This is a genomic window from Brevibacillus brevis, assembly GCF_001039275.2.
Lineage (GTDB): Bacteria > Bacillota > Bacilli > Brevibacillales > Brevibacillaceae > Brevibacillus > Brevibacillus brevis_C.
The window spans coordinates 1,964,819-1,991,293 of record NZ_CP030117.1 but is presented as its reverse complement, the minus strand read 5'-3'; the positions used below and the strand labels follow the sequence as shown (position 1 = coordinate 1,991,293).

At 49.1% G+C, this 26,475-nt stretch carries 25 protein-coding genes and 1 other RNA gene; 4 read left to right on the top strand and 22 right to left on the bottom strand.

The window, feature by feature from the left end; translation table 11 throughout:
- Nucleotides 1–5: 5 nt before the first annotated feature.
- From mltG to AB432_RS09990, 6 genes are all read right to left on the bottom strand, one after another.
- On the bottom strand, nucleotides 6–1,106 hold the full coding sequence (gene mltG / locus AB432_RS10015; RefSeq protein ID WP_053079562.1) for an endolytic transglycosylase MltG: 1,101 nt from the start codon (nucleotides 1,104–1,106) through the stop codon (nucleotides 6–8).
- Nucleotides 1,107–1,252: 146 nt separating this feature from the next.
- A complete protein-coding gene (locus AB432_RS10010) occupies nucleotides 1,253–1,543 on the bottom strand; it encodes a DUF1292 domain-containing protein (protein ID WP_005832492.1) in 291 nt (96 codons plus the stop codon).
- Nucleotides 1,544–1,548: 5 nt separating this feature from the next.
- A complete protein-coding gene (gene ruvX / locus AB432_RS10005; RefSeq protein ID WP_047072727.1) occupies nucleotides 1,549–1,965 on the bottom strand; it encodes a Holliday junction resolvase RuvX in 417 nt (138 codons plus the stop codon).
- A gap of 9 nt (nucleotides 1,966–1,974) precedes the next feature.
- Nucleotides 1,975–2,235, bottom strand: a complete 261-nt coding sequence (locus tag AB432_RS10000) for an IreB family regulatory phosphoprotein (protein ID WP_007727936.1) — start codon at nucleotides 2,233–2,235, stop codon at nucleotides 1,975–1,977.
- Nucleotides 2,236–2,345: 110 nt separating this feature from the next.
- Nucleotides 2,346–4,994: an alanine--tRNA ligase gene (alaS, locus tag AB432_RS09995; protein WP_048032161.1), complete on the bottom strand. Its 2,649-nt coding sequence runs from the start codon at nucleotides 4,992–4,994 to the stop codon at nucleotides 2,346–2,348.
- Nucleotides 4,995–5,307: 313 nt separating this feature from the next.
- A complete protein-coding gene (locus AB432_RS09990; protein ID WP_048032160.1) occupies nucleotides 5,308–6,372 on the bottom strand; it encodes an AI-2E family transporter in 1,065 nt (354 codons plus the stop codon).
- A 379-nt stretch (nucleotides 6,373–6,751) separates the two neighbouring features.
- Here AB432_RS09990 and AB432_RS09985 point away from each other — a divergent pair, with 379 nt between their 5' ends.
- Nucleotides 6,752–7,438 carry a TerC family protein gene (locus AB432_RS09985; RefSeq protein ID WP_048032159.1) on the top strand — a complete coding sequence of 229 codons (687 nt, stop codon included), beginning with the start codon at nucleotides 6,752–6,754 and terminating at the stop codon, nucleotides 7,436–7,438.
- Nucleotides 7,439–7,553: 115 nt separating this feature from the next.
- Here AB432_RS09985 and AB432_RS09980 read toward each other — a convergent pair whose 3' ends face one another.
- The 7 genes from AB432_RS09980 to cymR form a co-directional block, all read right to left on the bottom strand.
- On the bottom strand, nucleotides 7,554–7,748 hold the full coding sequence (locus AB432_RS09980) for a hypothetical protein (RefSeq protein WP_235617730.1): 195 nt from the start codon (nucleotides 7,746–7,748) through the stop codon (nucleotides 7,554–7,556).
- A gap of 27 nt (nucleotides 7,749–7,775) precedes the next feature.
- Entirely contained in the window at nucleotides 7,776–7,982 is a 207-nt protein-coding gene (locus tag AB432_RS09975; RefSeq protein ID WP_012685613.1) for a hypothetical protein, read from the bottom strand.
- A gap of 35 nt (nucleotides 7,983–8,017) precedes the next feature.
- Entirely contained in the window at nucleotides 8,018–8,497 is a 480-nt protein-coding gene (locus tag AB432_RS09970) for a PRC-barrel domain-containing protein (RefSeq protein ID WP_048032157.1), read from the bottom strand.
- Nucleotides 8,498–8,571: 74 nt separating this feature from the next.
- Nucleotides 8,572–10,833, bottom strand: coding sequence for an SF1B family DNA helicase RecD2 (locus AB432_RS09965; protein WP_048032156.1), 2,262 nt, complete (start codon nucleotides 10,831–10,833; stop codon nucleotides 8,572–8,574).
- 80 nt (nucleotides 10,834–10,913) lie between these two features.
- Nucleotides 10,914–12,578: a methyl-accepting chemotaxis protein gene (locus tag AB432_RS09960; protein WP_048032155.1), complete on the bottom strand. Its 1,665-nt coding sequence runs from the start codon at nucleotides 12,576–12,578 to the stop codon at nucleotides 10,914–10,916.
- A 170-nt stretch (nucleotides 12,579–12,748) separates the two neighbouring features.
- Nucleotides 12,749–13,894 (bottom strand): cysteine desulfurase family protein, encoded by a 1,146-nt coding sequence (locus tag AB432_RS09955; protein ID WP_048032154.1) that lies wholly within the window; start codon nucleotides 13,892–13,894, stop codon nucleotides 12,749–12,751.
- 27 nt (nucleotides 13,895–13,921) lie between these two features.
- Nucleotides 13,922–14,341: a cysteine metabolism transcriptional regulator CymR gene (gene cymR / locus AB432_RS09950; RefSeq protein WP_048032153.1), complete on the bottom strand. Its 420-nt coding sequence runs from the start codon at nucleotides 14,339–14,341 to the stop codon at nucleotides 13,922–13,924.
- 97 nt (nucleotides 14,342–14,438) lie between these two features.
- Between cymR and AB432_RS30695 the strand changes: the two genes are divergently transcribed.
- Nucleotides 14,439–14,612: a hypothetical protein gene (locus tag AB432_RS30695; RefSeq protein WP_016739245.1), complete on the top strand. Its 174-nt coding sequence runs from the start codon at nucleotides 14,439–14,441 to the stop codon at nucleotides 14,610–14,612.
- 17 nt (nucleotides 14,613–14,629) lie between these two features.
- On the opposite strand, the gene AB432_RS09945 is transcribed toward AB432_RS30695, so the two are convergent.
- The 7 genes from AB432_RS09945 to AB432_RS30690 all read right to left on the bottom strand — a co-directional run bounded on the left by AB432_RS09945 (nucleotide 14,630) and on the right by AB432_RS30690 (nucleotide 22,603).
- On the bottom strand, nucleotides 14,630–15,988 hold the full coding sequence (locus tag AB432_RS09945; RefSeq protein WP_048032152.1) for a replication-associated recombination protein A: 1,359 nt from the start codon (nucleotides 15,986–15,988) through the stop codon (nucleotides 14,630–14,632).
- Between the two features lie 6 nt (nucleotides 15,989–15,994).
- Nucleotides 15,995–16,750 (bottom strand): tRNA threonylcarbamoyladenosine dehydratase, encoded by a 756-nt coding sequence (locus tag AB432_RS09940; RefSeq protein ID WP_048032151.1) that lies wholly within the window; start codon nucleotides 16,748–16,750, stop codon nucleotides 15,995–15,997.
- Nucleotides 16,751–16,843: 93 nt separating this feature from the next.
- Nucleotides 16,844–17,025, bottom strand: a non-coding RNA gene (gene ssrS / locus AB432_RS09935) — 6S RNA.
- A 50-nt stretch (nucleotides 17,026–17,075) separates the two neighbouring features.
- Nucleotides 17,076–18,866 carry an aspartate--tRNA ligase gene (aspS, locus tag AB432_RS09930; RefSeq protein WP_048032150.1) on the bottom strand — a complete coding sequence of 597 codons (1,791 nt, stop codon included), beginning with the start codon at nucleotides 18,864–18,866 and terminating at the stop codon, nucleotides 17,076–17,078.
- A gap of 24 nt (nucleotides 18,867–18,890) precedes the next feature.
- Nucleotides 18,891–20,165, bottom strand: coding sequence for a histidine--tRNA ligase (gene hisS / locus AB432_RS09925; protein ID WP_048032149.1), 1,275 nt, complete (start codon nucleotides 20,163–20,165; stop codon nucleotides 18,891–18,893).
- Nucleotides 20,166–20,801: 636 nt separating this feature from the next.
- The gene (locus tag AB432_RS09920) at nucleotides 20,802–22,325 is read right to left on the bottom strand and encodes a coproporphyrinogen III oxidase (protein ID WP_048032148.1); all 1,524 of its coding nucleotides are present in this window, start codon (nucleotides 22,323–22,325) and stop codon (nucleotides 20,802–20,804) included.
- A 107-nt stretch (nucleotides 22,326–22,432) separates the two neighbouring features.
- Nucleotides 22,433–22,603 carry a hypothetical protein gene (locus tag AB432_RS30690; protein ID WP_173618896.1) on the bottom strand — a complete coding sequence of 57 codons (171 nt, stop codon included), beginning with the start codon at nucleotides 22,601–22,603 and terminating at the stop codon, nucleotides 22,433–22,435.
- A gap of 155 nt (nucleotides 22,604–22,758) precedes the next feature.
- Here AB432_RS30690 and AB432_RS09915 point away from each other — a divergent pair, with 155 nt between their 5' ends.
- Complete coding sequence (locus tag AB432_RS09915) at nucleotides 22,759–24,648, top strand: N-acetylmuramoyl-L-alanine amidase family protein (protein WP_048032147.1); 1,890 nt, start codon at nucleotides 22,759–22,761, stop codon at nucleotides 24,646–24,648.
- Nucleotides 24,649–24,883: 235 nt separating this feature from the next.
- Nucleotides 24,884–25,378, top strand: a complete 495-nt coding sequence (locus tag AB432_RS09910; RefSeq protein ID WP_048035749.1) for a DinB family protein — start codon at nucleotides 24,884–24,886, stop codon at nucleotides 25,376–25,378.
- Between the two features lie 72 nt (nucleotides 25,379–25,450).
- On the opposite strand, the gene AB432_RS09905 is transcribed toward AB432_RS09910, so the two are convergent.
- Both AB432_RS09905 and dtd read right to left on the bottom strand, forming a co-directional pair.
- Entirely contained in the window at nucleotides 25,451–26,002 is a 552-nt protein-coding gene (locus AB432_RS09905) for a short-chain dehydrogenase (protein WP_048032146.1), read from the bottom strand.
- 26 nt (nucleotides 26,003–26,028) lie between these two features.
- The gene (gene dtd / locus AB432_RS09900; RefSeq protein ID WP_048032145.1) at nucleotides 26,029–26,466 is read right to left on the bottom strand and encodes a D-aminoacyl-tRNA deacylase; all 438 of its coding nucleotides are present in this window, start codon (nucleotides 26,464–26,466) and stop codon (nucleotides 26,029–26,031) included.
- Nucleotides 26,467–26,475: the final 9 nt, after the last annotated feature.

Below are 26,475 nucleotides of genomic sequence, written 5' to 3'. Positions count from 1 at the left end.
CTTGGTTAGTTTCCCCTGCTTTTCTTATCATTTGCTTCATGCTCTTGCAGTGTTTTGGAAAAGTAGTGCTCGGACGTTCCGTCTTTTTTCGTCACGTAGAAAAAGTAATCGTGTTTAGCCGGATTGACGACTGCTTCAAGTGAAGCTCTGCCTGGGCTTGCAATCGGCCCCGGTGGCAAGCCAGGATTTGTGTACGTGTTGTACGGGCTTTTTACTTTTAGGTCCTCGAAGGTCAGACGGTCTCGTTGTTTGCCGAGAACAAATTGAACGGTAGCATCAGCCTGCAACGGCCACTTATCGCGAATCCGATTGTAGTACACGCCTGCTACAAGTGGACGCTCCTTGTCTACTGTTACTTCTCGCTCAACGATCGATGCGAGATTAACCGCTTCATCCAGGGTTAAATCGTGCTGCTTTAGTTGCTCTGTCCACTCTGGCTTCCATTCCTTTTGAAATTGAGCCAGCATACGCGAGACGACATCATGTGCTGTAGCATCCTTGTCCACCTCATACGTTTCCGGGAACAGATACCCTTCCAGACGATGTTTTCGATCTGTATGCTTCGGTATAGCTGCGACAAAAGGATAGTCGGGAAATGCACCTTCATTTACTTCTTTTAAGAATGCTGCCTTCTCTACAATGCCTTCTTTATCGAGATGATCTGCGATCTGTTCGACATTCCAGCCTTCTGGGATCGTAAATCGGTTCGCATTGATCACGGTGTTTCCTTCCACCATGGCAGTTAGTATCTCGTCAATGGCTTGGCCAGTCGTAAATTGGTATTCTCCTGCCTTAAGATCAGGGGCCACGCCTTTATACTTCACGTAGTAATTAAATACATCGGCATTTCGGATCAGACCTTGTTCTTCCAGAAGTCGACCGATTTTTTGTACGGATGAACCGGACGGAATTGCCACGTTCTTCACCGTCTGTTCACCTGCAACTGGCTGTAATTGCTGGTACACGTACCACGCTGCTCCCCCCGCAGCCAAAATGATCAACAACAACAAGGCTACCAGCCACATCACAATTCGTCCGCCACGTCTGCGTCGATTTGTCACAGGGCGTCCGGGGTTAAAATCAGGCTTCGCTGACATTGGTTTCAAGCTAGAAATCCTCCCTTTAGGGTCTCTTTATCTCCATCCCATTCATTATACAAGAGGCTTATCCAACTGTCACTTCATGGGTGATTTTGGCGAAAAAAGACATAAAAAAGAGTCCGCCAGTTGCGGACTCTCTTTCCACGAATCTATTAAATTCCGTCTTTCTCCAAATCAGCAATCAACGTTTCGAAGGTAGCTTCTACTTGCTCCCACTCTTCATCATCCTCGATTGGCTGGAGCATGTCTGTACCGTCATAACGCAGGAAGTGAACCTCATACTCTTCTTCCTCTTCCTGATCTACTGGTACGAGCACCAAATAGCTGCGGTCTTCAATGTCAAAAATGTACATGATACGAAAATCTCGCGGTTCCTCGGTACCTTCTTCCGTCAGCGCGATCACATCGCCCACTTCGAACTCTTCCATCATCTCTTCACTCATTGTGGTCACCTCGATTTCGCGTCCAAATATCCTTGGAGGATTAAAGTGGCCGCCATTTTATCTATCACTGTCTTTCGCTTTTGACGGCTGACATCAGCAGAAATCAGCATACGCTCTGCCGCCATCGTCGTCAAGCGTTCGTCCCACATGTGGACAGGAAGAGACATGCGTTCCTCCAAAAGCTTGCCAAATGCTTGACACATTTCAGCACGCGGGCCTATGGTTCCGTTCATGTTTTTGGGCAAACCAACGACGAAAGCCCCAATTTGATACTGCGAAACTAATTCGCTCAGGCGGGCAAGATCCTTTTCCTTGGATTGTCGCTTGATGGTCTCTACTCCTTGCGCAGTCCATCCCAGCTCATCGCTGACAGCCACTCCAATAGTCTTGTCGCCTACATCCAACCCCATCAATCGTGTCATCGTTAAGGTCTACTTGCGCTCTGACAAGTAAACGGTCACCAACTCTTCTATGATTTTGTCCCGTTCCAATTTGCCGATCAGGCTCCGCGCGTTGTTGTGGCGTGGGATAAACGCCGGGTCGCCAGAAAGCAAGTAACCTACGATCTGGGTGATCGGGTTGTATCCTTTTTCCTGCAGGGCTTTGTACACCTCTGTCAATGTTTCTTGCACATCCGCCGCATTCGCTTCCTTGGGCACCGTGAATTTCATGGTATTATCCAACGAACTCACAATCAACACCTCGATTTCCTTTGAGACTCTTTTGGTTACCTACTCTTTTTTGTATTCGACTCGGATTTCATTTACTCCTGTCGATTATACAAATTTCTCGCGCAATCGCACTATTTCGATACTGCTTGACTCTTCACGAAGTCAACCACTGCATCCAGTGCTTCTTGCAGCTTGGATGGGTCCTTACCGCCAGCTTGTGCCATATCAGGACGTCCACCACCGCCGCCACCGCAGCGAGTTGCGACTTCCTTGATGATCTTGCCAGCGTGGATACCTTTATCCATGAGATCTTTGGTTACACCTGCAACGAGGTTCACCTTGTCCCCATCGACTGCACCCAACACAATGACAGCGGAACCGAGTTTGTTTTTCAGCTCATCTACCATGCCGCGCAGGTTGTCCATATCGACAGCGGAAACACGTGCAGCGAGTACATTCATGCCGTCTACTTGTTGGAGTTTATCCGTCAACGACGCTGCCTCGATGTTCCCCAGTTTTGCACGGAGGGACTCGTTTTCGCGCTGAACTTCTTTCAATTGTTGTTGCAGACCTTCTACACGTGCAGGTGCTTCTGCCAGCACTGGTGCTTTAAGTGCTTGCGCCACTTCTTTGAGTGTAGTGAACTGCTGGTTCAAGAACTGGTAAGCACCGCGTCCTGTTACTGCTTCGATCCGGCGTGTACCTGCGCCGATACCGCTCTCGCTAACCAGCTTGAACAGACCGATTTCCGCGGTATTGTTCACATGGCATCCACCGCACAGCTCCAAGCTGTATTCGCCCACTTTTACGACGCGTACAACGTCGCCGTATTTTTCACCGAACAACGCCATCGCGCCCATCGCTTTTGCTTCAGCCAATGGTTTGTTGGAGATCTCGACACTCAGGTTTGCCCACACCTTCTCATTCACGATCGCTTCGATACGTTCCAGCTCTTCTGGCGTAATGGAGCTAATGTGAGTGAAGTCAAAACGGAGACGCTCTGGTGCTACCAAGGAACCTGCCTGATTGACATGCGTTCCCAGGACATCCTTGAGTGCTTGATGCAGCAAGTGAGTCGCTGTATGGTTTTGGGTGATAGCCAGACGTGCTTCACGGTTCACTTCCGCGCGAACCTCATCGCCTTTGCGCAGGGTACCTGCTTCGACGATGACGGAATGTACATTTTGACCCATTGGTCCTTTTTGTACATCTGTCACACGTGCTTTCACGATATCAGAAATCAGGAAACCTTCGTCATTGATCTGACCGCCGCTTTCTGCATAGAAAGGAGTTTGGCTCAGAACGACTTGTATGGTTTGACCTTCTTCTGCTTCTTCTACCAGCTGGTTGTCCAAAATAATCGCTTCAACTTTACCTGTTGCTACCAATTCAGTATAACCAACAAATTGGCTCGTAACCGTCAAATCAGACAATGGACCACCTTGGATTTGCATGCTGTCTACATCTTGACGTGCTGCACGTGCACGCTCACGCTGTTCTTCCATCGCTTGATCAAAGCCATCGCGATCGACAGTCAGCCCTTGCTCGTCTGCGAAGTCTTCTGTCAAGTCAACAGGGAATCCATACGTATCGTACATTTTGAAGACATCTTGACCAGACAGTTGTGTCTTTCCGCTTTCTTTTGCTGCCTTCACCATGTCAGACAGGATCGCCAGACCGTCGTTCAATGTCTCGTGGAAACGCTCTTCCTCGGCACGAATGACTTTTTCGATGAACGCACGCTTTTGGACTACCTCTGGGTAGAACTCACCCATCATCGTACCTACTGTCTCAGTCAAGCTGTACAGGAATGGCTTCTCTACGCCCAGCTTTTTCCCCATACGTACGGCACGGCGAAGCAGACGGCGAATGACGTAGCCACGTCCTTCATTGGATGGAAGCGCACCGTCACCGATCGCAAACACAACCGTACGTGCATGGTCAGCGATAACCTTCAATGCTACATCCATCTCAGGGCTTGTTTTATACTTCACACCGGAGATTTCCGTAGTCTTTTCGATCAGTGGGAACAGCAGGTCTGTCTCAAAGTTGTTGTCTACGCCTTGGATGACAGACGTCATGCGCTCAAGACCCATCCCCGTATCAATGTTCTTCTTAGGCAGCGGCGTGTAGGTACCGTCTGGATTGTGGTTGAACTGGGAGAATACCAGGTTCCATATTTCCAGGTAGCGCTCATTCTCCCCACCTGGGTACAGCTCAGGGTCGCTCGGGTCGTTTCCGAACGCTTCACCACGGTCATAGAAAATTTCCGTGTTCGGTCCACTCGGGCCTTCTCCGATATCCCAGAAGTTGCCCTCCAGTCGGATGATTCGCTCTTCTGGAACACCGATTTTCTTGCTCCACAGCTCAAATGCTTCTTCGTCCTCTGGGTGAATCGTAACGGAAAGCAAAGCCGGATCAAAGCCGATCCATTTTGGGCTCGTCAAAAACTCCCATGCCCATTCAATCGCTTCTTCCTTGAAGTACTCACCAATAGAGAAGTTACCCAGCATTTCAAAAAAGGTATGGTGGCGAGCAGTACGTCCCACATTTTCAATATCGTTTGTACGAATAGACTTTTGCGAGTTCGTGATGCGTGGGTTGTCCGGGATGATTCGGCCGTCAAAGTACTTCTTGAGGGTCGCCACACCGCTGTTGATCCACAGAAGGGAAGGATCGTCGATTGGAACCAATGGAGCGCTAGGCTCAATGCGATGTCCTTTTTCTACAAAAAAGTCGAGGAACATCTGGCGGATTTGATTGCCTGTCAGTTTCTTCATCTACATTCTCCTCATCTAAAAATAAAAAAAGTCCCCATCCCCTCAGGGACGAGAACTGATTTTCTCGCGGTACCACCCTGCTTACAGGCTCGCTACACGTATCTTAGCCAAGGCCTGTCGCTTAAGTGGCGTCTAACGGTGCCAAGCCGCCGGGTTTTGCCCGGTCTTAGGAGTAGCCTTCTGCTGCTCTTCTTTTGGTCGCCCTCTCAACCATGGAGCGCCCTCTCTGTAAAAGGTCTGCAACATACTCGTTCCCTCATTGATTTCACATAAATCACTTTGTCCATATTATAAATATTTTCCCTGATCACTGTCAACTTTCGTGCATCATGACAGCGATTCGGCTAACGATCACTTTGCAAACGGCAAGGATCGGAACAGCAACAATTAACCCAATGATCCCCCCTACCGTCTCCCCTACCAGCAGTGCCAAGATAATGAGAAGCGGGTGCAAATGCAAAGAACGACCAACGATGTTTGGGGACAAAATGTTCCCTTCTACGATTTGAATGATGAGATTCACAACGAGAACGAGTAGCAGTGTCTTGGTGGAAATCGTAATCGCGATTACAACTGCCGGTGCCGCCCCAATCAAGGGTCCAATGTACGGAATGATGTTGGTAAGACATACAAATGCAGCCAGTACAAAAGGATATGGCATGCCGATCCACCAATAGCCCAAGTATGCGAAAACGCCTACGATCAGGGCGACAATCATTTGTCCATGTATGTATTTACCCAAGGATTCATTAATATCCCGCAAGACAATCAGCACTTGCTTCCGATAAGCCTTCGGAACAATCGACATCCCCGTCTCATGCAATTGCTTCATATCCTTCAAAAAGTAAAAAGCGATAAACGGCACGATAGCAAAAGCAAACAGCTTTCCCATCGAATGACGAGCATTATCCACGATTTTCGATACGGAATGAGACATCCCTTCATTCGACTGGATGATCACCCGGTCGACACCCTTCGAGATGCTATCCGGCAAGAAATATTTTCGCGCTTCCCACTCACTCATCCATGTATAGTACCAATCCATCAAGCGGGGAATATCGTCTGACAGCTCCACCAATTGTTTCGTAAAAACAGGAATCGCGTTGATGATCGCAATGGTAATCACCAATACAAATGAGCCATAAATGAGCAGAACTGCCATCAAGCGCGGAACTCTTCTTTTTTCCAGCAATTGCACGACCGGATGGAGCAAGTAAGCGATGACGAGTCCCAATATGACGGGAACGAGCACTTCCTTTATGAGCGAAAACAACTGTGACAGGACTGGTCGGAGCAGCCAAAGCAGATTGCCGATGACCAAAAGTGCGATGAGCCAAACAGCAGCAGCAAATAGACGACTTCGCCGAAGTTCATCCACGTTCCCCAACTCCTCCCTATTTGCAAACATCTTTTTTAGCTTGTCTCATTCACATAAATTTCATGTAACCTATTGACACACAATTTCGTGTTCAGTAGTATGTAATTACAAGAGGATATCTCCAAAGGGGAGTAGCTTTTTCGCAACATAGTCGTCATTACGGGATTTTTCCCCGGCTATGTTGGCAACATTTTCGTAAATGTTGTAAGCAAGACCTTTGCCGGCCAGGTAAAAGGTCTATTTTTGTTTTTCAAATGACCTTTTCCTGTCCCGGGAAAGGTCGTTTTCTTTTTCGCCCCTTTACACACACTATAGGAGGTATCAAGAAAACGGCCAGCGGATTATTCGCTTCCAAAATGGATTAGGAGGAGGAAGAGAAATGGATTTATTGTTAAGCCCTGAGTTTTGGACCGCATTACTTTCTATCGTTATCATCGACCTGGTGCTGGCCGGGGACAATGCCCTCGTCATCGGGATGGCGGCTCGTAACCTGCCTGCTCATCAGCAAAAGCAAGCGATCATATGGGGAACTGTTGGTGCAATTGTCATTCGTGCATTGGCGACACTCGCTGTCGTTTGGTTGTTGAAGATTCCTGGTCTGCTGCTTGTAGGTGGTTTGATTCTCATTTGGATCGCCCTCAAGTTGCTGATTCAAGATAATGGTCATGAGAATATGAAGGCAAGCGGATCTCTTGGAGCAGCGATTTGGACGATTATCGTAGCCGACACAGTAATGGGCTTGGATAACGTTATCGCGGTTGCTGGTGCCGCACATGGTGATTTCCTTCTGGTAGTTATCGGTTTGATCATCAGTGTTCCGATCATGGTATGGGGTAGCACATTGATCTTGAAGCTGATCGAGAAATATCCGATTGTGATATATATCGGTTCTGCCGTATTGGCGTATACCGCTGCGAGCATGGTAACAAGCGAGAAGTTCCTCACACCATTCTTTGCCGCTTATCCTTGGGTGAAATGGGTATTCATCGTAGCTGTTGTGGTTGGTGTCCTGTTGATCGGACGCATGAAAAGCCAACAGCAAAAACGCTTGGCAGAACAATCTTAATGCAAAGCAAGGCTCCGTCGTTTCCGCGACGGAGCTTTTTCATGTACGTAGAAAAAAAGCACCCGAACACAGTGTATGTTCGGGTGTTTATTTACGTTCCACTGCACATTTTGTGTTAACGAGTAACGGCACGCATCAGCTTGCGACCTGATTTCCACATACGCGTCATATCACGCATGGAGAAGGGCAACTGATTCCAATTCAATGAAAACCGACTGCGACGTCGCGGAGCCATCCAATAGCCAATGATCGCCACAATTCCGCTTGTGGCAAGAATCCGCAACAGGCCTCGAATGAACAATCGTGCCACCTCCATTGGTTTTGCCGCTCAAATCCACTACATATTCAAGTGAGCGGTTACTGTCTGTTCCTCAATAAACAGATCGTTGAGCGAATGCAAAGATCCATCTTCCTCAACTTGGTAGACAGAGGCGATCTGCTCATTGGAAACGCTCATTTCTATAAAGCAGTTCCAGCAATAGTATTGATTGGTTCCAATCTTTCCTACGTCTTTGGAACTGCAATTCGGGCATATGACACGCATCACGCTTTTTCCTCCCTTTCACGCCTGGCCACGAACTAGTCCGGCACGATCAGGTTTTCTTCCCCGATGATAACGGATGCTGGTGCAGGGAGGCGCTTTCGTCCTTCCGTAATATCTGCAAGCCAGCCATTCGATAGTTCGTACCCTACAAGTTTCTCCCAGTTGGCTGAAAAGTAAACGTCTTCCAGCCTCCCCAAACACTCTCCGGATGCGGTTATCACCGCTTTTCCTTTTAACTTCGTCTTTCCCGTCACAATGCCGACAGGCTCTAGTCCGGCGAGATGAGGTAAGGGCGTGATCGCGTCTTTTCCCGATACGGTAAGGCAGGACTCCCCGACCGCATGAATATGTTCGGTAGGAATATAGGTACCTGATTGGAACCAGCCCTGTTCGCTCAGCAAGACTCCTCGTACATGCCAAGTGGAGTCGCAAAGAATGTCACGCACGGTTCCAATCGTCTCCCCTGTTTGGAGGCAAACAACTGGCAATCCGACTGCATCCATTGCCTTGCGCATGTGGGACATCCCCCTTCCGCCTTGTTAGTATCAGGCGAAATGAACACGTCCATTCGGCGCAAATGGTTCCAACTTCACTCTTGCTTCAGCCGTTCCTCCAGGTAACTGTACCGTACCCCCTCCTCATCAGACTCTACAGCAGCACGGAACGCATCCGGCTCTCCACACATGATGAGGAATGATTTGCTCCGGGTAATCCCGGTATAGACCAGCTTACGTCTGAGCATACGATAGTAGCTTTTGACAAACGGCATGATCACAATCGGAAATTCGCTGCCTTGAGACTTATGCACCGAGCAGCAGTAGGCAAGCGTCAGCTGATGATAATCCGAACGCTTGTACACCACTTCCCTGTTATCAAAGGCAGCGACCAGCATCTCCTGGTTCTCCGCATTTTCATTCGGGAAAAAGATGGCGACGATCTCACCCATGTCACCGTTAAACACCTGTTCTTCAGCATTGTTCACTAATTGCAGGACCTTGTCTCCTGTACGGAAAGTCGTCTCTCCGAAGGTAACTTCACGCTTTTGCGGCGTTTTTGGATTAAACAGCTCCTGCAATTCTTCATTCAACCGGTTAACACCGGCATTACCTTTATAGATAGGGGCTAATACCTGAACATCTTTTGCCGTATATCCTTTTTTTACGGCTCCGAAGCAAATTTGTTTCACTGCTTCCGGAACTTCTTGTGGCAAACTTGTGAAGAATCGCCGATCCGGGGTGGTGTGAAGCAAATCTGCCGGTACATTCCCCTTTCGTACATCATGGGCTAACCGAATAATCGTGGACTCTTCTGCTTGCCGATAAATTTCTGTCAGCTGTACCAACGGCAGCAATTCAGATCGAATCATATCCATCAGGACGTTGCCCGGTCCTACGGAAGGCAACTGGTCAGGGTCACCAACCATGATGATCTGCATGTCGTCTGGGACCGCACGAAACAATTGATTGGCGAGCCAGATATCGACCATGGACATTTCATCCACAATTAATAGCCGACCACGGATTGGGTGCTCCGCGTCATGCTCAAAGCTCTCCCCTTTGTAACCGAGCAAGCGATGGATGGTCATTGCTGGTAAACCCGTAGTCTCTGTCATACGTTTTGCTGCACGTCCAGTAGGAGCCACAAGAACGATCGGGAACGGATTTTCTTCGTTGTATTTTTTCAAGTCCAAAGACAATCCATGGAGCTGAGAAAAGACGCGACATATCCCGCGAATGACTGTCGTTTTCCCCGTACCAGGTCCCCCTGTCAATAGCATCAGACCCGCTTTGATCGCCTGTTCAATGGCATCACGCTGCGTCTGGGCATACGTAATCCCCAGCTCATCCTCGACCGCCCCTAACGCACGGTAAAATTCTGATGTCGGGAACGTACCGAATTCATCCCGCTCAGCGAAGTGGCGCAGTCTTTTGGCAAGACCGAGCTCGGCAAAAAACAGCGAGGGCAAATACACCCGCTCATCTTCCCAGGCAATCTTACTCGACACAAACAGAGCTTCCACGGCCAGTTGAATATCGTCTCCAGAAAAGTCGTGCCCCCCGCACTCTTCGAGAAGGCGCAGTGTTTTTTCACAAAGCTCCTCCACAGGCAAATAAACATGTCCTTCTGAATACGAAGCCTCCTGCAAGACAAAGAGAGCCGCTGCCTTCACCCGTTCTTCTGAGGAAGCAGCAATTCCAGTTGCTCGTGCAATGTCATCTGCCCGCTTAAAGCCGATTCCTACGACATCCTCGATCAACCGGTAAGGCTCTTCCTTCAACACTGTCATCGTTTCCAGCTTGTAGGTCTGATAAATACGCAGCGCCATGTTCACACCAATGCCGAAGTCATACAAGAAAACCATGGCACTTTCCAAGGAACGATGCTCGACTACTGAATCGTAGATCGTTTTGGCACGTTGTTCAGAAATGCCGGGTACCTCAGCCAATCGCTCCGGGAAGTCCGCGATAATCGACAGCGCATCTACCCCGAGCTGCTCGACAATTCGTTTGGCCATCTTCTTTCCGATCCCTTGAAACAACCCACTGGCTAAGTATCGCTCAACCCCAGCCAATGTTTTCGGCGTTTCACGTTCATAGCGCTTTGCTACGTACTGCTGGCCAAAACGAGGATGTGTCTTCCATTCACCGTAAAAGGTGTACAGCTCGTCTGGATGCGGGCGAGGAAAATTCCCGACTATAATGACCTCCGATTCTTTAATCGATTCGGTAGTCTCTTCTATCTTAAGACGGATAACTCCGTACCACGTTTCTTCCTTGTAAAAAATTTCTTGAGAAACAAATCCTCGAATGAAGCTTTCCGCAAACAGCGAGATTGACTGCTGCTCGTCCATCTAAACGCCTCCTTACATAAAAACCGTTCCAGAAAGGAAAAATCCACTTCTCTCGAAAGTGGATTTCTCATATGCTCGTCTTAAATTGTAAATCGTTTTACTTGTTCTGACAACTGCTCAGCCATTTTCGCAAGCGTTTCCGATGCTGCTGTCATTTCCTCGGAGGTTGCTAACTGTTCTTCAGACGCTGCTGCCACTTCCTGTGTATCTCTGGCCGCTGTTTCTGCAAGTCCTGCTATTTTTTCAGAGTGACTCACCAATTGGACTGTATCTCGATGAATCGCTTGGGCTGCATCGTTCATACGATGTACTTGCTGGCTGACGTCTTGAACGGCCACCAGGATTTGGTGGAAGCCATCTCCTGCCTGGGCCACTCCTTCGCGTCCATCCTGTATAGCGACAGCAGTCGTTCCCATTTCCGACACAGCCGCGAGAATATCTGTGTGGATCGTATGAATCAAGCCTGCGATCTCTTCTGCCGCCTCACCCGATTGCTCAGCCAGCTTACGTACCTCCTGGGCCACAACCGCAAAGCCGCGTCCCTGTTCCCCCGCCCGTGCTGCCTCGATGGCGGCATTCAAAGCCAATAGATTCGTCTGGTTGGATATTTGACGAATGGTCGTGATGATTCCGATGATTTGCTCGGATTGAGAGCCAAGCTCGCGGATAACCTGCTCCGTTCGACGGGCATGATCCGTGATTTGATCCATTTCTTGTACGAGCTCTTGCAGCTTGCCTTCCCCAACCTGTGCTAATCGATTCGCGTCTGTGGCATCAGCATTTACTTGAGAGGTCGAGGCCGCAATGAGTTGGATATCTCCACCGATGCGAGATAAAAAGCGTACTGTATCTGTCACTGTTTGTTTTTGTTGTTCGGAACCCGTAGCGATTTCCGAGGAAGCCATGGAAATCTGTTCGGAAGCACGTGCACTTTCTGTCGCACTCGCTGTTAATTCTTCCGAAGCTGCCGCGACCTGCTGGGCTACTCGCTGCACCTCGTTGACCATGCCGCGAAATACCCCCATCATCTCATTGTACATCGACGATAATTCCCCAAGCTCGTCCCGGGAACGGACAGTCACTTGGGTGGTTAAATCTCCTGTCTCTGCACGCTTCATTGCCAATACCAGCTCTTTTAGCGGTCGAACGAGCTTGTTGACAATAAAAATACCTGTGACCAGCGCTAAGGTGGCACTTATCAGGTTGAGGAGAAACATCATCGGACGACTGCTCTCAATCGTCGTCAGCAAATCATTCTCGTAGCTGCCAATGACTAGTATCCACCCGTTCGGTAGCTGCTTATAGGCCGCCACTTTGGTAGAGCCTCCGAATTCATATTCGATCCAGCCGTTTTTTTGAGCGAGCATGACTTGCGTGAATTCTTCATTCGCCAAAGAGGTATTCTCGACTTTCGGGTCTGGATGAAAGATGGCAATTCCACTCGCATCCAAGATATAGGCGTAGCCAACCATACCATTTGGCTTGTAGTAGTCTTCCGCCACCTCGCGTGTTATTTCGTTAATTTTCTGTCTGTTCCCCTCACTAATCGTTGCCTCTTGAGCGTAAACAGCCAGTTCACGTGCCTTCATTTCCGTTATGTATCGCAAGTCAGATACCGCCAGTTTATATAGCGCACTGCGTGCATTTTCAAATTGGATATAGCCGACGACCATTAGTGGGAGCATGGTTAGGATCAGTATCGTAAACACCAGTTTGTAGCGAATAGAGTAGCGTCTGGCCAACATGAAAGTCCTCTCCTTATCGGATGGTCCGAGTTGTATAGTTCTTCAGGAATAGTACTACAGAATTATTTTACCATCCTCTTCCACAATTCACCACCAAACTCCAATAAGAAACCAACTTTTGCTCAAATGAAAAAAACCGCTTGGCTTATCCAAACGGCTTTCACCCTTCGTTATTCACGAACCAAACGTTTTACAATCGCAGCAATCATTATAGCAGCCTGCTTCGCCTCTTCCACTGTATTCGTAATCCCAAAGCTAAAACGAATAGCTGAAAGAGCAATCTTATCGTCCAAGTGCATCGCTTTCAGAACATGTGACAGCTCTAATGATCCGGATGTACAAGCTGAGCCACTCGCGGCTGCAATCTTGGCGATATCCAGATTCATCAGCATGGTTTCTGTATGGGCACCAGGGAAGGACACATTTAAAATATGCGGCAATGCCTGTTCGCTATGTCCATTCAAGCAGAACGTAATTCCTGCTTCCTGCCAGACTGCGATCATCGCAGCTTTCATCTGCTCATACTTTTCAACCCGCTCGGCCATTTCCTCTCCAGCGACCTTTGTCGCTTCGGCAAACCCAACAATCCCAGCCAGATTTTCCGTTCCCGCTCTGCGTTTGCGCTCTTGTGAACCGCCGTGCAAAATCGGGGAAAACGGAACCTTACGCGCTAAATACAAAGCGCCGACTCCTTTTGGACCATTAATTTTATGAGCGGATACCGAGAGCATATCCACAGGCAGCTTTCGTGCATGGACAGGCAGTACACCAAAAGCCTGTACGGCATCCGTATGAAAAACAATCCCTTTTTCCCGCAGGAAGGTACCGATTTCCTCGATTGGCTGGATCGTTCCTACTTCGTTGTTCCCGTACATAATGGACACCAGTACCGTATCTGGGCGAACCGCTTGTTTCAGGTCTTCCAAGCAAACCATGCCTGTCTGGTCAACAGGCAGGTACGTCACTTCAAATCCTGCCTGCTCCAAAAATTCACAAGCATGCAAGACTGCATGGTGCTCGATTTGCGAAGTAATGACGTGACGACCACGTTCGCGCTGTGCCATTGCAGCACCGATGATGGCCATATTGTCCGCTTCTGTCCCGCCACTCGTAAAGATGAGCGATTGCGGATCAGCATCCATAAAGTCGGCAATCGTGTCTCTCGCATGCTCCAACGCTTTTCGCGCTTCGCGACCTGCACCATGGACACTGGATGGATTCCCGTAAACTTGAGTCAAATAGGGAGTCATAGCAGCAACAACCCGCGGATGTACAGGCGTAGTAGCTGCATGGTCAAAATACATTAGATCTGACACTGCTGTCACCTTCTACCAACTTATATTCTAGATGTAAAACATATAATTATCAGCAGGACCATCGCCTTCAAAACTGATCAAGTCTTGAAGTGAAGTCGAATCCAGAACAGCAGAAATACTATCCCGAATACGCAGCCATAAAAAACGCTTAGCCGGATCTTCTTCCTCTGCAAATTCCACAGGGCTGATCGGCCCTTCCAGCACGCGAATCACATCGCCAGCAGAAATCTCATCCGGCTGTTTCGCCAGAACATAACCGCCATATGCGCCGCGAATGCTTTTTACCAAACCCGCGTTACGCAGAGGTGCAATCAATTGCTCCAAATAATGCTCGGACAAATCGTGTTTTTGGGCGATGCTCCGCAGTGAAGTCGGCCCTTCTCCGCAACGGTTGGCCAATTCCATCATGATCGTCAGCCCGTAACGTCCTTTCGTCGAAATCTTCACGTTAACAACTCTCCTCTTTGTATCGGTAATACGCGCCCGCCCCCTACATGTCTTCTGTATCGAGGGACACACTAACATCTTAGGGGGTGATATGCAGATGACAACGAACAAACGCTCGGAACGAGGTCCCAACCACCCGTCCGAAACCTTGTACGACCAACCCGCAGGCACGATTGCTCACAAAGCCCGTTACGGTGCGAGTGAGCAGAGCAAACAGCCGAATGAAAACGGTGATTTGCCCAATAAACCAGGCGGAAATGTCCGCACGTAAATGTTAGCTCCCCCTATTTATTCGGGGGAGTTTTTCCTTGGCAATCCACGTTCATCCATCTTCTGTCTTTCTTCCTGGAAGCGGCGAATGTGACGCTCATAGCCGTGGTCCTTTGGCTGGTAGAACGAGTAGTTTACACCGTCAGGCAGATACTGTTGAGGTACATAGCCATATGGATAGTTATGCGGATACAGATATCCCTGACCGTGTCCCAGCTTCGCAGCTCCCTTGTAAGCAGAATCTCGCAGATGAATCGGCACTTGCTTGTGACCATCCGTTCGGATACGATCCAACGCAGAATTAATTCCGTTGTAAGCGGCATTGCTTTTGGGGGCGGTTGCCAGGTACGTCGTCGCTTGTGCTAAAGGGATACGCCCTTCAGGCATTCCCACCAATTCTACCGCCTGAAAGCAGGAAATCGCAACTGTGATCGCTTGCGGGTCAGCATTTCCGATGTCCTCTGAAGCCGAAATGACCAAACGGCGAGAAATGAACCGTGGATCTTCTCCGGCATCGATCATTCTCGCTAGCCAGTAAAGAGCTGCGTCCGGATCAGAACCACGAATGGATTTAATAAAAGCAGAGATCGTGTCGTAATGGTTGTCCCCACTCTTATCGTAGCGTACAGCCCTGCGCTGAATGGATTCTACGGCGACGTCCAGCGTCACTGTAATGCGTCCATCCACACCTGGTTGCGTCGTTGTCACTGCCAGTTCCAATGCGTTCAGCAAACGTCTGGCATCCCCTTCGGCATATTGAATCAAATGCTCTGCCGCTTCCGGTTCAACGGTGACAAATAGCTCCGCCAATCCATTTTCTTCATCACGAAGTGCCCGATCCATGACCTGCTTCAATTCCTCATGGGAAAGCGATTGAAGGGAAAACACTTGTGAACGCGACAAAAGCGCCGGATTCACCTCGAAAAAAGGATTCTCCGTCGTGGCGCCAATCAAAATGATTGTGCCTTCCTCCACATAAGGAAGAAGGGCGTCCTGTTGCGATTTGTTGAAGCGGTGAATCTCGTCTACGAACAAGGTTGTCCGCTGACTGTCCATAACGAGCCGCTCCTTTGCCGCATCTACCACTTTGCGGATGTCGGCGACACCAGCCGTAACGGCATTTAACTCGGAGAAATGCGTGCGTGTGGTTCGAGCAATGACTTTTGCCAGCGTTGTTTTCCCTGTACCTGGAGGTCCGTAAAAAATGACAGAGGACACTTGATCTGCTTCAATCGCGCGTCGGAGCAGCTTTCCAGGAGCCAAAATATGCGATTGCCCGATTACATCCTGAATCGTTTGCGGCCGCATCCGTGCAGCCAATGGCTTCTGTTTGCCACCACCCTGCTGGTCGTAGGCAAACGTGAATAAATCATCCATGTTCCACTATCCTTTTACAGGCTGCCACTCCAAAATATCTCTTGCCACTACACTGGCTAAAATTAAACCAGCCACAGAAGGCACGAAAGCATTACTTGCTGGAGGCATCCGCACTTTGCTAATCGGTGAATCCGGGTTGGAAACGATCTGTTCGCGTACATCTACACGTACGGTGACGGGAATCTCACGGGAGTATACAACTTTTACCCCTTTGTAGATACCGCTTTTCCGCAGCTCACGACGAATGACCTTTGCAATCGGATCATAACTCGTTTGGGAAATATCGGCAACCTCAAAACGGGTCGGGTCCATTTTGTTGGCCGCACCCATGCTAGAAATAATAGGGATATTGCGACGCTTTGCTTCTTTAATTACATGGAGCTTCGCGGACATGGTGTCCATGGCATCCACGATGTAATCCAGTTCATGTTCAAACAGCTCATGTGCTGTTTCTTCATTGTAGAACATATGGAGAGTTACGACCTCGCACTCCGGATTGATCGTCGCAATACGCTCCTTCATAAGCTCAGCCTTTTTTTGACCAACTGTGTTCAGCGTCGCATGAATTTGGCGGTTGATGTTCGTGATGTCTACTACATCCTTATCTACCAAAACGAGCTTGCCTACACCTGTTCGCGCGAGTGCTTCTACTGTAAAGGAACCAACTCCGCCAATTCCTAATACAGCAACGCGGCTATTTTTCATTTTTTCCAAACCTTCAGGACCGAAGGCCAATTCACAACGAGAAAATTGATGAAGCATATTTCGTGTCACCTTTCATTCGCAAGCGAGATTATTGGGCAGTTCAACGCGCAACTTATAGTCAATCGGAAAAGTAGGATTGAAGTAGAAAAAAGGAGCCCCATTATGCCGTGTTGCTCCTTAGTTTTGAACCTGCTCATCGCAGGTGGGTGTCTTGCCGAACTGTTACAGACGTCCACTCTAAGGAGGCATGCCTTTACAATCACGGACGAAAAACTCCCTAAACAAACTTTGTGGCTCAAAACTATCGGATGTCACGGGCATCGCAGGGCTTTCATCATAGTATTACCAATGTATCAAAGAGCAATGCAGTTGCGCAAGTCGATTACGCTTCCACCTTTTCTTCTTCTGTGACAATTGTTGCAATGGACAGCTCTTTCAATTGTTTTCCGTCTACTACATCTGGAGCGTTTACCATCAGGTCGCTCGCACTTGCTGTTTTCGGGAATGCGATGACTTCGCGCAGGTTAGTGCGGCCAGCCAAAAGCATAATCAGGCGGTCCAAGCCAAGTGCGATTCCACCGTGTGGAGGTGTACCGTATTCGAATGCATCCATGAGGAAGCCGAATTGTTTACGCGCCTCTTCGAGGGTAAAGCCAAGTGTGGTAAACATTTTTTCTTGCACGTCGCGCTTGAAGATCCGCATGGAACCTCCGCCGAGCTCGTATCCGTTGAGAACCATGTCGTACGCTTGTGCACGCATTTGACCTGGATCAGTATCGAACAGGTGCAAGTCTTCGTCTTTTGGACGTGTGAACGGATGGTGCAGGGCAACGTAGCGTTTTGCATCCTCATCCCACTCAACCAGCGGGAAGTCTACTACCCAGAGGAATGCGAACTGGCTTTGGTCAATCAGACCGAGTTCAGCACCCAGCTTGGAACGAAGAGCACCCAGTGCATCTGCTACCACTTTTGGTTTGTCAGCAACGAACAGGAGCAAGTCGCCTTCTTCCACTGCCAAGCGTGCTTTCATCTCGTTAAGTTCTTCTTCTTTAAAGAACTTCGCAATTGGCCCTTTGACTTCGCCATCTTTGAAGCCGATCCAAGCCAAGCCTTTCGCACCATAACGGGAAGCGAATTTGCCCAGGTCGTCTGCTTCTTTACGGGAGTAGTGTCCGCACCCTTTTGCGTTGATCGCTTTTACTTGTCCGCCACCAGCTACTGCTGCTGCAAACACCTTGAAGTCACTTGTCGCAACCAGATCAGATACGTCTGTCAGCTCCATGCCGAAGCGTACGTCTGGTTTGTCAGAACCGTAACGCGCCATTGCATCCGCATACGTGAGACGAGGGAATGGAGTCGGTACGTCTACACCAACCGTTTGCTTGAATACGTGAGCGACCATCTTTTCCATCATTGGCAGGATTTCTTCCATAGACAGGAAAGAGGTTTCAATGTCCACTTGGGTAAATTCAGGCTGACGGTCAGCACGCAGGTCTTCGTCACGGAAGCAACGTGCGATTTGGTAATAGCGCTCCAAACCGGATACCATCAAAAGCTGTTTAAACAACTGTGGCGATTGCGGCAGTGCGTAGAACTCTCCTGGATGTACACGGGAAGGCACGAGGTAGTCGCGTGCGCCCTCAGGAGTGCTCTTCTGGAGAATTGGTGTCTCTACTTCCACGAAGTTGTTCTCATCCAGGTAGTCACGGAACGCTTTCGCTGCTTTGCTGCGCAAAATCAGGGAGCGCTGCATTTCTGGACGGCGCAAGTCCAGGTAGCGGTATTTCAGACGAACTTGTTCATCTACATCGATCTCGTCTTCAATCAGGAACGGAGGCGTTTTTGCATCGTTCAGGATTTCGATTTCAGAGATGTGCACTTCTACTTCGCCGGTTTTCAGCTTCGGATTGACTGCTTCCGGTGCACGGTTTACCACTTTCCCTTTTACAACCAGTACGTATTCGCTGCGAACCTTGTCAGCCGCTTCCCAAGCTTCTTTGTTGTACTCCGGGTTGAATACGATTTGAACGATACCTGTGCGGTCACGGAAGTCGATGAAGATGACGCCTCCGAGGTCACGACGCTTTTGTACCCAGCCGTTCAGTACGACTTCCTGCCCAACGTGTGCTGTTGTTACTTCTCCACCATGTACGGTGCGATATTGCCAAGACATGATCATTTCCCCCAACGATTTGTTTTATTGATTTACTTTTGCAGCGAGTACCGAAACAAGTTCCTCGCGTTTCACTTCTTGTTGCTCGCCTGTTGCCATTTCCTTCAGAACAACCGTGCCATTTGCCAATTCAGACTCACCGATGATCGCGGTAAAACGAGCCTGTAGACGATCTGCTTGCTTTAGCTGTGCTTTCATTTTCCGATCCAGATAATCCAGCTCAGCCGCAATCCCTGCTTGGCGCAATTGGTCGACGAGTACGAAAGCTGTTGTTTTTGCTTCTGGTGTCTGCACCACTACGAAGCAGTCGATGCCACCCGAGATCGGCAGTTGAACACCTTGCTTTTCCAGTGCCAACAGCAGACGCTCGATACTGAGTGCGAAGCCGATGCCCGGCATATCGTCACCGCCGAGCTCTGCAACCAGTCCGTTGTAACGACCACCGCCACAAAGCGTTTCTACCGCACCGATCTCTGCCATTTTGATTTCAAATGCGGTCAGCGTGTAGTAATCCAAGCCGCGAACCAGACGTGGATTTACATGAAACGGAATATCCAGCGCGGTCAAATAGTTTTGTACGGCTTCGAAGTGTGCCGCAGATTCTTCGCTCAAGTAGTCCAAAATGGACGGAGCGTCCATCGTCAGTCTTTTGCATGTTTCATTTTTGCAATCGAGCACACGCAGCGGATTGCGATCGATACGAGATTGGCAATCCTCGCACAGCTCGGAGCGAACACCGTTCAAATGTGCGAGCAAATGCTCACGGTGACGCGCTCTGTCTTCTACCGTACCTACGCTGTTCAATTCCACAGAAAGTCCTGTCAATCCGAGCTCCTGATACAGTCGAATCGCAAGGCCAATGACTTCTGCATCAATCGCTGGATCGCTTGAACCGATCGCTTCTGCACCGAATTGGACGAATTGGCGATAGCGGCCTGCTTGCGGACGCTCGTGACGGAACATCGGTCCTAAGTAGTACAGCTTGGTAGGCTGATTAGGCACACCGTACAGCTTGTTTTCCACGTAAGAGCGAACAACACCCGCTGTCCCTTCTGGACGCAGCGTGAGAGCATCCGTACTGCGCGGATTGGCTACACTGTACATTTCTTTTTCCACGATATCCGTGGTCTCGCCTACACCCCGTTGGAACAACTCTGTGCTCTCAAACAGCGGCGTACGAATTTCCGCGTAATTGGAGCGGCGACACAGATCGCGGGCCTTGGCCTCCACGTAGTGCCACAGCTCTACAGTACCAGGCATGATATCCTGCGTACCGCGTGGGATCTGGATTCTTGTCATTCCTCTCGAACCTCCATGTCTTTTCACAAACTCGGGCTAAAGCCAAACCTTCAGGATCAAGGAACCTTTATTTATGACCAAATAAAAAAGTCCCTCGTCTCCTGACATTTAGCAAATCGCCGCATGTCAGGGACGAGAGACTGGTTATACTCCCGTGGTGCCACCCTGTTTGAATAGCCCTACATCACAAAGGCTATCCCACTTATTAGCCGTTAACGCCGGCACACGCCTGCCAGTTACTGGGGAAAGAGATTTCTTTCAGCCGTTCACTGCGGTCTTCAGGGATGTCATTCACCAAGCCGTTATACGAAAGCACTCTCAGCCACGGCGCTTTCTCTCTGGGTATCGGTTCTTTGGATACTTGTTCCCGTCATCAGATCATTGCTTATTCAATAAAAAAGCTTAATGTGAATCATAGCAAACCCGCCAACAGCCGTCAACAGGCGCTCGAATAAAACTTTTTTTAACGTGTAAGAATTTATTAGTGACATACTAATAAATTCTGGAGCGCATAACAAGGTGCCTCAGCGTCTGCTTCTGGCATTACTTCGGTAAAACTTTCCGCAAAAACGCGGTCGCTCCTCCTTGAAAAAGCCTCGATAGAGGTTTTTTATTAATAACAAGTATATCCATCACTCACTTGCCAGATACCTGCCCAGCCGCTCTCGCACCTGAATAGATTTCATCCAAATCACGGATCTTGTTTTCCACTAGAACCTTGTATGTGTCATTGTACGTTTTCGGGTCCTTTGGATTCGGAAAGCGCGTCAGCTTGCCGCTTCCTGGAGCCATCAGCTTGGATACTGCACCACAGCCGAGACCGAGGATGGTTTGTACCTCTTCCATGATCATGATGTTGTAGATGCTCTCCTGCCCTGGCTGGGCATATCCGACATTCTCCAGATTTCCCAAAATGTTTTTCTGCCGATACAAATAGTACGGGTCATAGCCATTCGCCGCTGTCCACTCGGAGGCCATCTCCATCATCTTGCTAATTTCTTCGCGACTGGCGACCTTGTAGCGCTCTTTGTTCTGCGTCATCTCTGAGGCTCTTTTAAAAGACAGCGTATGCACCGTCAGCGAGGCAGGCATCAGCTTTTCTACCTCTTGGAGGCTGTGGGCCAGCTCGGCTACGCCTTCGTTTGGCAACCCGATGATCAGGTCCATATTAATATTAGTCAAGCCCATCTCCATAGCCAGATGGTATTTCTCAATCGTCTCTTCGACGGTGTGATGACGTCCGATCGCCTGGAGCGTCTCCTGTGTGAACGACTGTGGATTAATGCTGATCCGATCCACTTCCCACTGTTTCATCACATCGAGCTTTTCGCGTGTAATCGTGTCGGGTCTTCCCGCCTCAACTGTCAGTTCACGCACATCTCCCATATGCGGAAAAGAGCGATGCATCGTCTCAAACAGCTGGTTCATGTCATCTGCGGTAATACTTGTAGGGGTTCCGCCACCGAAATAAATGGACGTGATCCGTTGGTCATTCGCACGAAGCCACTCTCCCATCCGCTCTAGCTCGTAATGGAGACCTTCGAGAAACGGATTAACCGAAGCCGTGTGACTGCGAATCGCATAAGCAGGAAACGTACAGTACGCACACTTCGTCGGACAGAATGGGATGCCGATATACACGGACAGTTCGCGATCAATTTGATACAAATCAGGCACGACGTAGAGCTGCTTGTCTACGATTTCTTGCAATAGCTTTAGCTTGTATGGACGCAAAATCACATCCTGCTGCAATCTCCTGTGTGCTTCCTGTCTGTTTACACCAGCGGCGTTCAACTGGTGCAGCAGTTTCGTCGGGCGTATCCCGGTCAAAATACCCCAACCTTGCTCCATACCTGTGTATTCTTCCAGCATCAATAGCAGCGCATAGCAAAGAGCTTGCTTAGCCGTCTTTTTCATCGCTTTTTCATCACGTGCTACGTAGTCTCGCTCCACCTGATGGGAGATGCTTTGCTTGCCATCGTTTAACTCTCCCGAAGCTACGACTCCATTTTCTTGCACGGCCAGTGCCAGCTTGATTTTCAAATTAGCCTCACCTGTCCACTCGGGCACAAAAGTGAGTGCTGGATCTTCATAAAATAACGCGAGAATTAAGGAGAGTTCCCGCTCGAATGCGTGTCCCTCACATATGATCTGTATCATGGAGTTCACCTGCTTTTTTCAAAAATGCCACTCCTCATCATAGCCGACGAGAATTACTCGGGTCAACTAGACAAGTTGTGGCATCGTGTGCAAGGTGGCAAAATCGATCATTTCCGTTTTTGCCGAGGATGTTGGATATCCCGCAAGCCTGGATGAAAATCTTGGGCCATTTCTACATTTTGTAGTGACATTTCTTTCTCTAAATCGTCTTGAAAATCAACAGACAAAAACTGCCGATTCAATCCTTGCGCGAATGTTTCCTTCTTTGACTGTCTCACGATGAATTCCTCCTGAAAAGCTGCGTTCGCTAGCATCTAGTAAAATCTAGTATTGCCTTGCCTGCCGAAAAGCAATCAGGGAACCCATGCAGAACTTTGTCGTATTTTGCAGGAAAAAGCAGGAGAAATAGCGAAGTGATTGTTTTGGTAAAAACATGCAAGATCGCAATGAAATCAAAAAGCTACGTATTTCGGAAAGGATGTCTATCGTGTTTGTTCGTCAAAAGATCCTGAGGAGTCTCCTGACTGTCGTCTGTGCCATTTTCCTCCCCGTTTCTGCAGCTTGGGCCGCCGGTTCTGTTCAGGTCACCGTGGACAAGCTCAATGTCCGTTCAGGTCCTAGCCTCCAAGACACTATCGTCACTACACTGCCGAACAAAACTGTGTTGCCCGTCATCTCCACAAAAAATGACTGGATTCAGGTAAAGCTTCCGAACGGTCAAAGCGGTTGGGTAGCAAACTGGCTCGTCAACACACAGCAACAGCAACAGAAACCAGCTACTGCATCTGCCAAGCAAGTGGAGAGCAACACGACGAATCTCAATGTTCGTTCTGGACCCGGTCAGACATATGCAGTCGTTCAAACAATCAATCCAGGTACGCGCTACCCCATCGTGCAAAAGAGTGGCGAATGGATCCAAATCCAACTCAACGCAGGAACTAAAGGCTGGGTCGCAAACTGGCTTGTAAAAGAAGTAGGTGCGGGACAAGCAGTTTCTCCTCCCTCTACTGGTAGCACACCCCCAACAACCAATCCTGCGGGTACTGGCTCACAACCGAAGCCTCCCGCCGTACAAGGAGCCAGCCTAACCTTGGATTTCGCTCCGTACGTATACGCCACGCCAGATGCCAGTACACCGGCTATCGGTCAACTACATGCGGGCGAGAAAATCACGGTCTTGAACAGACAAAATGGTTGGATTCAATTCCCTTACGATGGAGTCAACGCTTGGCTCTCCACCGATCAAACGAACCCGGACACTGGTCAACCGACTCTGCCCGAAAATGGAAACGGAAGCACGCAACCTCAGACTGGACAACCGTCTTCTTCAAGTCAAACCGCCACAGTAAAAACGGACGGATTGAATCTGCGCAGTGAACCGAACACAACGAGTGCCATTCAAGCGACACTTCCAGCCGGAAGCACACTGACTGTTTTGGAAAAACAAGGAGACTGGTACCGCATCAACACGGCGGCCGGAAAAACTGGCTGGGTGGCTGGGTGGCACATCACGGTGAATCAACCAAGTATGCCTACTCCGAGTGGCCCATACGTAACGATTATGAATCCAGATACCAATGTTCGTTCTGGTCCGAGTACCGATCACAATGTTATCAAACAGGTACAGCCTGGCGAAAAATACGGGATTGCCAATAAATCGGGCGAGTGGTTCCAAGTAAACTTCCCTGACGGCTCCACAGGCTACATTGCAGGCTGGCTCGTTTCTGCTAATGGTGCGCCAGCAGTGGTACGCAGTAATGATCTTGCCGGCAAAGTCATCGTCGTCGATGCTGGTCATGGTGGTACAGATGGTGGTTCGACAGGCTCAAGCTTCTCTACTTTAGAGAAAACGGTCAATCTGCAAGTCTCCCTGCTCCTGCGCAACAAGTTGGAAGCAGCAGGTGCCAAAGTCATCATGACACGGGCTGATGATCGCAAATTGACCCTGCAACAGCGCGTCGACATCGCGATTCAAAATCAGGCTGATATTTTTGTCAGCGTCCATCATAATACGCATCCAAACTCAGCAACAAATGGCTCGATTATTTTCTACTACAGCCAAGGTAACTCTAGTAAGCTCGCCTCCCTGGTTCAAACGGAGCTGGTGAAAGCGACGAACTATAAGGACATGAATTATCGATACGGAAACTATTTCGTTCTACGCGAAAACCCGGTGCCATCCATTTTGGCCGAGATCTCCTTCTTATCCAACTACAACGACGAGATTCGCGCACGTTCCGAGAAACAGCAGGATCTTGCAGCGGAAGGTCTGTTCAAAGGGATTGTCCAGTACTTTAATACACAAAGCAATCAGGGAGGCTGATCCCTCTCTTCCACCCCCATGCGAAAGAAGCTGGCTCAAGCTCTCTCGTATGGGGGTTCTTTTATGGCGCACCCGATTGCATCAAAGCAAGACAGGCAGGAATTCCAAAAGGGTTTGCGAATATCATAAGGCATCGAAAGGAGTGATGACGGATGAAAAATAATCACAACATCAACAAACGTACGGTATGGACGCAGGTGATCACAAGTTAACCTTTGAAAATGGAGTGATTTCTATTAAAACGATGTTTGAGTACAATTGGATCGTTCGTGAAGAATGGCTGAAATGGTGTGAGGATGTCCCCATGGAAGAATTACTTCGTGCGCGCGTCGGTGGTGTCGGGGGTATTTTGCACACACTGTTCCATGTCATTGATGTAGAGTGGAGCTGGATTCAAGTCATGCTTGGGAGACCTGATTTTCAAGAGAGCTTCGACCTGCACAACCGGTTGGAAAAAGTTCGTGACCTGGAGGCGACTTTTCGCCCGGATGTGCTTCAATTTTTGCGCAATTGGGATGAAAGTATGGAAACAAGAGCCTTTCAGGATACGAAGCCAGACGGAAGCATTGCTACGTACACATGGGGTGAAATTATGCGGCATATGATCGCTCATGAAATCCACCATGTCGGGCAGCTATCCATATGGGCACGAGAAATCGGGAAAAAGCCGATTTCCGCAAACCTGATCGGCAAAAATCTGATCCTCCCTGCAACCACTTTCATTCACTGACCCGATTAGTACTGAAACGACAAAAACGATTGCATCCGGCAATCGTTTTTGTTTTTGACTTCGCTATCTGTGTTACAACGTCGGACGTTTTTCCCACGGCTCGACCTGACCGACAATCATTTGCCGTTCAGTTGTTTGCAGAGCGTCAATCACCCCAACCGCGATTTCATCATTCGTCAGCCAGCGTGAATGCTCATCTGTACATCTAAACCCGAGGACGACTCGCCGATATATACAAACTTCTGATGTAAGTTCTATTGGTGGATTTCTCCAAGCACCGCTCCCACACACATGCAGCAATTGCCAGCGCTTCTCAGGACGCGACAGTTCTTCCACGATCACAGGCAGTGCATGCGGTGCAGTCGAATGAATCCACGCGACAACCACATCCATCGGCCCTCTCTTCTCTACGAGCTCTTCCATAGCCTGACGCAAGCCGTCTGTCTGGTGATAGTCTTGAGGCAGCAAATGAATCGATTCTGGATGAGTGGAACCGTCTCTGACACGGCTTAATTTGACTGGATCACGACCAAGCACGGTTACTTGATAATCTTGGCGAGCCAGCCAGCGGGAGACCTCTGTAAGCATGCCACTAGCACCAATCACCAATGCTTCTTTGGCCATGTTTTCATCCCCCCTGATGGTTGTGTTTACGATTCGACAATCAGCGTGACAGGGCCATCATTTAACAGACGTACGTCCATCATTGCGCCAAAGCGTCCTGTTTCCACCTGAAGCCCTTTTTCACGCAGCTTGGCGTTAAATAGCTCGTACAGCGGTTCAGCCTGCTCTGGTCGTGCGGCAGCCATGAAGTTGGGTCTTCTGCCCTTTCTGCAATCACCATACAGCGTAAATTGTGATACGGACAAAATTTGGCCACCCTTGTCTAAAACAGAGAAGTTCATTTTGCCTTCCTCGTCTTCAAAAATACGTAAGTTCGCAATTTTGTCTGCGACAAATTCTACTTCTTTTTCTGTGTCTTCATGCGTAATGCCTACCAGCAGCATTAAGCCGTGTTCAATTTGTCCGACGATCTCTCCTGCTACGGTAACACTCGCTTCTCTCGTTCTTTGTACGACAACCCTCACACTGACTCA

Coding starts and splice junctions, on each gene's coding strand:
- hisS (WP_048032149.1), bottom strand. CDS start 20,165: ATGACAAGAATCCAGATCCCACGCGGTACGCAGGATATCATGCCTGGT.
- AB432_RS30695 (WP_016739245.1), top strand. CDS start 14,439: ATGACAACGAACAAACGCTCGGAACGAGGTCCCAACCACCCGTCCGAA.
- AB432_RS09975 (WP_012685613.1), bottom strand. CDS start 7,982: ATGCGTGTCATATGCCCGAATTGCAGTTCCAAAGACGTAGGAAAGATT.
- AB432_RS09920 (WP_048032148.1), bottom strand. CDS start 22,325: ATGATACAGATCATATGTGAGGGACACGCATTCGAGCGGGAACTCTCC.
- alaS (WP_048032161.1), bottom strand. CDS start 4,994: ATGAAGAAACTGACAGGCAATCAAATCCGCCAGATGTTCCTCGACTTT.
- aspS (WP_048032150.1), bottom strand. CDS start 18,866: ATGTCTTGGCAATATCGCACCGTACATGGTGGAGAAGTAACAACAGCA.
- ruvX (WP_047072727.1), bottom strand. CDS start 1,965: ATGACACGATTGATGGGGTTGGATGTAGGCGACAAGACTATTGGAGTG.
- AB432_RS09965 (WP_048032156.1), bottom strand. CDS start 10,833: ATGGACGAGCAGCAGTCAATCTCGCTGTTTGCGGAAAGCTTCATTCGA.
- AB432_RS09960 (WP_048032155.1), bottom strand. CDS start 12,578: ATGTTGGCCAGACGCTACTCTATTCGCTACAAACTGGTGTTTACGATA.
- AB432_RS09915 (WP_048032147.1), top strand. CDS start 22,759: ATGCAAGATCGCAATGAAATCAAAAAGCTACGTATTTCGGAAAGGATG.
- AB432_RS09905 (WP_048032146.1), bottom strand. CDS start 26,002: ATGGCCAAAGAAGCATTGGTGATTGGTGCTAGTGGCATGCTTACAGAG.
- AB432_RS09945 (WP_048032152.1), bottom strand. CDS start 15,988: ATGGATGATTTATTCACGTTTGCCTACGACCAGCAGGGTGGTGGCAAA.
- AB432_RS09970 (WP_048032157.1), bottom strand. CDS start 8,497: ATGCGCAAGGCAATGGATGCAGTCGGATTGCCAGTTGTTTGCCTCCAA.
- AB432_RS09940 (WP_048032151.1), bottom strand. CDS start 16,750: ATGCTTCATCAATTTTCTCGTTGTGAATTGGCCTTCGGTCCTGAAGGT.
- AB432_RS10010 (WP_005832492.1), bottom strand. CDS start 1,543: ATGAGTGAAGAGATGATGGAAGAGTTCGAAGTGGGCGATGTGATCGCG.
- AB432_RS09985 (WP_048032159.1), top strand. CDS start 6,752: ATGGATTTATTGTTAAGCCCTGAGTTTTGGACCGCATTACTTTCTATC.